This window comes from Kitasatospora sp. NPDC059571 (assembly GCF_042735675.1).
GTDB lineage: Bacteria > Actinomycetota > Actinomycetes > Streptomycetales > Streptomycetaceae > Kitasatospora.
Window position 1 is genome coordinate 5,596 of the sequence record NZ_JBHWBW010000012.1, and the last position, 6,451, is coordinate 12,046.

The 6,451-nt window shown below is 77.1% G+C and carries 7 protein-coding genes; 2 read left to right on the plus strand and 5 right to left on the minus strand.

All coding sequences use genetic code 11. The annotated features are described in order from the left end of the window. Positions 1-82: 82 nt before the first annotated feature. Positions 83-361, minus strand: coding sequence for a hypothetical protein (locus ACFV0G_RS03390; protein WP_380540825.1), 279 nt, complete (start codon positions 359-361; stop codon positions 83-85). A 167-nt stretch (positions 362-528) separates the two neighbouring features. Between ACFV0G_RS03390 and ACFV0G_RS03395 the strand changes: the two genes are divergently transcribed. Continuing rightward, positions 529-2,907, plus strand: a complete 2,379-nt coding sequence (locus tag ACFV0G_RS03395) for a lysylphosphatidylglycerol synthase domain-containing protein (protein WP_380540828.1) — start codon at positions 529-531, stop codon at positions 2,905-2,907. Between the two features lie 25 nt (positions 2,908-2,932). On the opposite strand, the gene ACFV0G_RS03400 is transcribed toward ACFV0G_RS03395, so the two are convergent. After that, complete coding sequence (locus tag ACFV0G_RS03400) at positions 2,933-3,157, minus strand: hypothetical protein (protein ID WP_380540831.1); 225 nt, start codon at positions 3,155-3,157, stop codon at positions 2,933-2,935. Positions 3,158-3,240: 83 nt separating this feature from the next. Beyond that, positions 3,241-4,167: an AraC family transcriptional regulator gene (locus ACFV0G_RS03405; protein ID WP_380540834.1), complete on the minus strand. Its 927-nt coding sequence runs from the start codon at positions 4,165-4,167 to the stop codon at positions 3,241-3,243. 131 nt (positions 4,168-4,298) lie between these two features. Here ACFV0G_RS03405 and ACFV0G_RS03410 point away from each other — a divergent pair, with 131 nt between their 5' ends. Further along, complete coding sequence (locus tag ACFV0G_RS03410; protein ID WP_380540837.1) at positions 4,299-5,231, plus strand: NADP-dependent oxidoreductase; 933 nt, start codon at positions 4,299-4,301, stop codon at positions 5,229-5,231. A 7-nt stretch (positions 5,232-5,238) separates the two neighbouring features. Here the strand turns inward: ACFV0G_RS03410 and ACFV0G_RS03415 are convergent, their stop codons facing one another. Both ACFV0G_RS03415 and ACFV0G_RS03420 read right to left on the minus strand, forming a co-directional pair. Beyond that, on the minus strand, positions 5,239-5,832 hold the full coding sequence (locus tag ACFV0G_RS03415) for a GNAT family N-acetyltransferase (RefSeq protein ID WP_380540840.1): 594 nt from the start codon (positions 5,830-5,832) through the stop codon (positions 5,239-5,241). Then, positions 5,822-6,451: penicillin acylase family protein (locus ACFV0G_RS03420; RefSeq protein WP_380540843.1), on the minus strand; the 630-nt coding region annotated here is incomplete at its 5' end. The genes ACFV0G_RS03415 and ACFV0G_RS03420, both read right to left, overlap by 11 nt.

A 6,451-nucleotide genomic window follows, 5' to 3' on the forward strand; every position in this document is an offset into this window, starting at 1 on the left:
TCGCGGGGGCGCGCCCCCCACTCTGGCGCACCGGCGGGCGCCGGGGCCACGGATGGGCGTCCGGGCCGGGCCGCGGCGGGCGTCAGTGCGCCGAGTGCTTCTCCGCGCCGCGGTGCCGGTGTCCGGGCAGTTCGACGTGGTGGGCCACGCCGTTCAGCGGTGAGCCGCCGGTGGCGGTGCGCCGGCCGCCGTGACTGAACTCGGCGTCCCCGAAGTACGGGCCGCTGCGCGCGGCGGCCGGACCGTCGGTGTGCAGCTGCGGTGCGAGCGGGCCGGGGTCGGTCGTCATGCCGCGGCGTTCGAGGAGATCCTGGGTGCCGCGGCGGAGCTTGGTCATCTTGCCCGTCGAGCGCTTGGCCATGATCGGCCTCCCTTCGGCGGCCCGGCCGCTCCGCAGGGGGCGCGGAACTCGGGAGCCGGCGACCGCATGGGATCGTATGTCCGGATTTTAACCTCTTCGTCCCGAGGCGGAGGGCTCCGCCCCGCCGCCGCCCCCCTGCCGGACGGGGCCGTGTGGGAGCATGCCGCGTGGCCACGCTGACCCCTGCCGACGACCGCCGCACCGCCCCCGCGGCGGCCCGCGACGGCCGCGTCCGACATCCCGCGGCGCTGATCCGCGCGGCGGTCGGCCTCGCCGCGGTCGGCCTCCTGCTGCTGCTCGTCCAGTACGCCCAGGGCACCGCGGGCGGCCTCGACGCCGACCTGGCCGAGGGCACCGGGCTGCTCCCCCGCCCGCCCGTCCGGCTCGCCGCCGCGTGCAGCGCCGCCGCCCTGCTGACCGTCCCGCTCGCGTTCGCCGTCGACCGGCTGCTGCGCCGGGCGGGCCGCCAGGTCGCCGACGGCGTCCTGGCCGCCGTCCTCGCGTACACCCTTTCCGTCGGCCTCGACCTGGCGTTCGGCGGGCTGACCGCGCTCACCCACCCCTCGCCCGGCGGGTTCGGCCGCACCGACCCGGTGTACGGGCACCTCGCCCCGGTCCTGGCGTTCATGACCGCGGTCGGCACGGCCGGGCTGCCGCGCTGGCGCACCGCGCTGGCCGCCTGCCTGGCGACCGCGGGATTCACCGGCCTGCTCACCGGCTACGCCACCCCGCTGTCCGTACTGCTGGCCCTGCTGGTCGGCTGGACGGCCGCGCAGACGGTCTGCTGGGCGGTCGGCGAACCCACCCGGGAGCCCACCGAACTCCAGCTCTGGGCCGCCCTGCACGGCGCCGGCGCCCGCCCGGACACGCTGCGCCGGCTGGACCCCTGCCGCTACCTCGTCACCCAGGCCGACGGCCGCCCCGACCTGGACGTCCGGGTGCTGGACCGCCGGGCCCGCGCCACCGGGCTGCCGCACCACCTGTGGCAGCTGCTGCGGCTGCGGACCGCCCCGCGCCCGCTCGGGCTGCGCTCGCTCCGCGAGGGCCTGGAGCACCAGACGCTGCTCGCGCACGCCGCGGCCGCCGCCGGGGTGCGCACCCCCGAACCGCTGATCGCCGCCGAACTCAGCCCGGACGCCGCCCTGGTGGCCTACCGCCACCTGCCCGGCCGGCCGCTGCACGCGCTCGCCCCCGAGGAGCTCACCGACGCGGTGCTGACCGACGCCTGGGAGCAGCTGCGGCTGCTCCAGCGGCGCAGCATCGCCCACCGTTCGCTCAGCCCCGCCGCCGTGCAGCTCGGCCCGGACGGCGCCGTCCACCTGGTCGGCTTCGCCGCCGGGGAGATCGCCGCCGGCGAGCTGCCGCTGCGCCTCGACGTGGCCGGCCTGCTGACCGTGCTCGCCCTGTCGGCCGGGGCCCCGCGGGCGGTGGACACCGCGGTCGCCGTGCTCGGTACGGACCCGGTCGCCGGCGCGCTGCCGCTGCTGCAGCCGATCGCCCTGCCGCGCGCCACCCGGGAGGCACTCGCCGAACAGCCCGAACTGGCCGCCGGGATCAGGGCGGAGGTGCTGCGGCGCAGCCCGCGGGCGGAGGTGGAGCCGGTCCGCCTGGAGCGGCTGCGGCCGCGCACCCTGGCCACTGTGGCGGCCGGCATCGCGGGCGGGTATCTGCTGCTGCAGAGTCTGTTCGGCTCCGGGACGCAGTCCCTGGACGCGCTCTCCACCGCCGACCCGTTCTGGCTCGTCCTGGCCCTGCTCGCCTACGCGGCGAGCCATCTGGCGGCCACGGTCGGCTTCGTCGGCTTCGTGCCGGAGCGGATCTCCTTCCCGCGGGCGCTGGCCGCCCAGGTGGCCGGCTCGTTCGTCAAGCTGGTCTCCCCGGGCGGGGTCGGCGGGGTCGCCCTCAACACGCGGTTCCTGCAGAGCTCCGGCATCCCGACCGCCCAGGCGCTCTCCAGCGTGGGCGCGTCCCAGCTGCTCGGCCTGGTCCTGCACATGCTGCAACTCGCCTGCTTCACGACGGCGCTGGGCATCGGGCCGCGCACCGACGCACTGCTGGAGCCGGTCTGGCTGGCCGTCGGGGCCGGCGCGGTCGCCGTACTGCTGGCCACCGCCCTCGCCGTGCCGTGGCTGCGGCACCGGATCGTCGGGCTGCTGCGTCCGCTGCGCGCCGAGGTGCTGCCGCGCCTGCTCGACCTGCTCCAGCAGCCGCGCAAGCTGGCCGCCGGGGTCGCCGGCCAGCTGCTGGTCTCGGTCAGCCTGGTCGCCTGCCTGTACTGCTGCGCCCTGGCGGTGGGCGCCCGGCCCGACTTCAGCGCGGTCGCCGTGGTCTTCCTGGCCGGCAACGCCGCCGGGTCCGCCGCGCCGACCCCGGGCGGTGTGGGCCTGGTGGAGAGCCTGCTGATCACCGGCCTCGCGAGCACCGGCGGGATGGACGAGGGTGCCGCGCTCGCCGCCGTCCTGCTGTTCCGGCTGCTGACCTTCCTGCTGCCGGTGCTGCCGGGCTGGGCCGCGTTCGGCTGGCTGCAGCGCCGCCGGGCGCTGTGAGCGCGCCCGGGGCCCGGCGGCGCGCTCAGTCCCGGTAGTCGTCCTCGTCGAGGCCGACCTCGCGGGTCTGCTCGACGGCGTCGCCGTCGTCCGCCTCGTCCGCGCCGAGGGCCCGCCGTTCGCGCAGCTGCTCCAGCTCGTCGACGTCCTGCCCGGCCACCTCCCGTTCCTCGTCATCCGCCTCCATGACGGCCGGCGACTCCTCGTCGTAGTCCTCGGGGAACTCCGGGTTCTCTGGGTTCTGGCGCATGGCGCCAGTATCCGCCGGGGAGCGGCCCGCCGCGCCCCGTCGCCCGGCCGTCGGCGTGTTGGCCGGGCGGGCCGGGTGCCTGGTCAGGCGGCCGGCCGGGCCCGGCGGCGGTACTGGCCGGGCGGCACTCCGTAGGCCCGTTTGAAGGCCTTGCCGAAGGCGAACTCGGAGCCGTAGCCGACCTGTCCTCCGACCACGCCGATCGGGGTCTCGGAGTGGCGCAGCAGCCCGGCCGCGGTGGTCATCCGCCAGCGGGTGAGGTAGGCCAGCGGGGGTTCGCCGACCAGGGCCGTGAAGCGGCGGGCGAAGGCGGCCCGGGAGAGGCCGACGCTGTCGCCGAGGCCCTCGACCGTCCAGGGGCGGCCCGGGTCGGCGTGGATCGCCTTCAGGGCGGGGGCGATCGCCGGGTCCCGCAGGGCGGCCGCCCAGCCGGCGGCCGCGTCCGCGGGCTGCTCGTCCAGCCAGGCCCGCAGGATGTAGAGCAGCAGCAGGTCGATCAGCTGGGCGACGATGCCGTCGGAGCCGGGGCCGGGGCGCTCCAGCTCGGCGCCGAGCATGTCGATCGCGGAGCTGAGGGCGAGGTGCCGGCCGCGCCGGGCGGGCAGGTGGATGAGGTCGGGCAGCGCGGAGACCAGCGGGTGCGGGCGCTCCTGGTCCAGGTGGTAAGCGCCGCAGAGCAGCGAGGTGAGCGGGCCGTCGCCGGTCGCCGGGGTGCGCCGCGGCGGCGAGACGGGCCAGCTGCGGTCGACCTGGTAGTCGACCACGGGCGAGGCCGGGTCGTCGGCCAGCACGTGCTCGCGGCCGCGGCGGACGAAGACGATGTCGCCCGGTCCGAGAGCGGTGCGCTCGCCGGACGGTTCGATCAACCAGCAGGTGCCGGTCAGCACCACGTGGAAGCCGGCGCCGGTCGCCTCGGAGAAGCGCAGCCCCCAGGGCCCGCGGCAGTCGGTGCGGGCGGAGACCGGGTTGCCCGTGCGCATCGAGGCGACGGCGTCGGTGAGGATGTCCACGCCCCCAGGCTACTCGTCCGAGGCAGCGAGACGATCTGACAGGGAATCAAGATTTTCGGCTATTCATCGTCTCACTCGATCTCTCTACGGTGGATGACGAAGCCAGTACCCACCTCGCAGAGGAGCCCATCGTGCGCGCCGTCGTCCAGCAGTCCTTCGGCACCCCCGACGTCCTGACCCTCACCGAGGCCGGGCGGCCCGTGCCGCTCCCCGGCGACGTGCTCGTCCGGGTCCACGCCGCCTCGGTCAACCCGATCGACGCCTACGTGCGCTCGGGCGCCGCCCCACTGCTGGGCGAGCCGCCGTTCACGGTCGGCTGGGACGTCTCCGGCGTGGTCGAGGAGGTGGTGCCCGGGGTGACCAGGTTCAAGGTCGGCGACGAGGTGTTCGGCATGCCGTTCTTCCCGCGCTCCGCGGGCGGCTACGCCGAGTACGTCGCGGCGCCCTCGCGGCACTTTGCGCCGAAGCCGGCCGGCGTGGACCACGTCGCCGCGGCGGCGCTGCCGCTGGCCGGCCTCACCGCCTGGCAGGCGCTGGTCGACACCGCGGACGTCCGGCCCGGGCAGCGGGTGCTGGTGCACGGCGCGGGCGGCGGCGTCGGGCACCTCGCCGTGCAGATCGCCAAGGCCCGCGGCGCCGAGGTGCTCGCCACCGCGAGCCCGGCCAAGCACGACTTCGTCCGCGGGCTCGGCGCCGACCGCGTCATCGACTACACGGCGGGCGACTTCGCGGACGGCCTCACCGGCGTCGACGTGGTGCTCGACGGGATCGGCGGCGGCTACGGGCAGCGGTCGCTGCCGGTGCTGGCACCGGGCGGACTGCTGATCACCCTGGTCGAGCGGACCGACACCGAGCTCGCCGGGGCCGCGGCCGCGGCCGGCCGGCGCTTCACCGGGCTCACCGTCGAGCCCGACCACGTCGGCCTGCAGGGCCTGGCCGACCTGGTCGACGAGGGCCGGCTGCGTCCGCACGTGGAGCACGTGCTGCCGCTGGAGGAGGCGGCCAAGGCGCACGAGCTGATCGAGTCCGGGCAGACCCGGGGCAAGATCGTACTGGCCGTGTGACGCGCCGTCACCGCGGGTCGGCCGCCGGGGCGGACCCGCCGGCCGGCCGGGTGAGGAAGACCAGCCGGGCTCGCTTCTCCGGCTTGTCGATCAGCGGGCCGAGTTCGAATCCGCTGCGCAGCAGCCGGGCCACCGCCCGGTCGTTGCGGGCGTCGGGCTCGGCCACGATCCGCCGGTGGGCCGGGTCGGCCAGCACGAACCGGAGGAAGCCGCCGATCAGCCGCCCGGTGAAGCCGTCCTCGCCGCCGGCGTCGGCCGGGCCGATCAGCAGGTGCACGCCGTGGTCGCCCGGCCGGACCTCGTAGCACTCGCCGACGGGGTCGTGCGCGGGGTCGTAGGTCTGGAACAGCGCCACCGGGGTGCCGTCGCGCAGCGCCAGGAAGGCGTGGTGGGTGCTCAGCGAGTCGACGAACTCGTAGACCTCCCTCACCTGTTCGACGGTGTGGTCGAGCATGCCCCAGAACCGGGCGCGGTCCTCGGTGACCCAGCGGTGCACCAGGGCGGCATCGGCCGCCGGGTCGAGCGGCACGATCCGCAGGCGGCCGAAGCCGGCCACCTCCTCCTCGTGGACGGCGGGCCGGACGGCGGGGTCAGCGGACATGTCGCTCCTCGGTGAGCAGGTGCCAGTCGGTGGTCACCGGGACGAGCGTGCCGCCCAGCCAGTGCGGCAGCTGGTCCCGGTGGTGCGGGTGGCCGGGCGTCCCGGAGGCGCCGAACGGCACGATCCAGGCGCTGCCCGCCCGGTCGGCGAGGTCCCAGACGAACCGGGCCGCCGGCCCGCGGGCGCAGCGGTCGGTGACACCCGGCACGGCGGAGGTGGCCAGGACGCAGTCGTGGTCGCCGGCGAGCTGCGGCCGGTCGGCGTCGGTGTCGGGGACGGCCCGCCAGGGCGCGAGCCGGTGCGCGGCGCCCCAGGTGTGCGCGGGCTCGTCCGCGGCGACCTCCTCGGCGGCGGCGGCAACCAGTGCCGTCCGGTCGATCGCGGGCAGCACGTCCGGCCGCAGCAGGGTCTCCAGCGCGTAGCCGATCCTGGGCCGCAGGGCCAACCAGGGCCGGAACAGCTCCGGGTAGGGGGCCGGGCGGGCGAGCCCGGCCAGCGCCGGGGGGGGGGGCCCCCGCCGGGCCCCCCCCCCCCCCCCCGCCGCCCCCCGGCCGGCGGGCGCCCCGCCCGCGGGCCGCCCCCGCGCCCCCGCCGGCCAGCGGGCGGCGGCGCGCGCCCC

Coding starts and splice junctions, on each gene's coding strand:
- ACFV0G_RS03390 (WP_380540825.1), bottom strand. CDS start 361: ATGGCCAAGCGCTCGACGGGCAAGATGACCAAGCTCCGCCGCGGCACC.
- ACFV0G_RS03400 (WP_380540831.1), bottom strand. CDS start 3,157: ATGCGCCAGAACCCAGAGAACCCGGAGTTCCCCGAGGACTACGACGAG.
- ACFV0G_RS03415 (WP_380540840.1), bottom strand. CDS start 5,832: ATGTCCGCTGACCCCGCCGTCCGGCCCGCCGTCCACGAGGAGGAGGTG.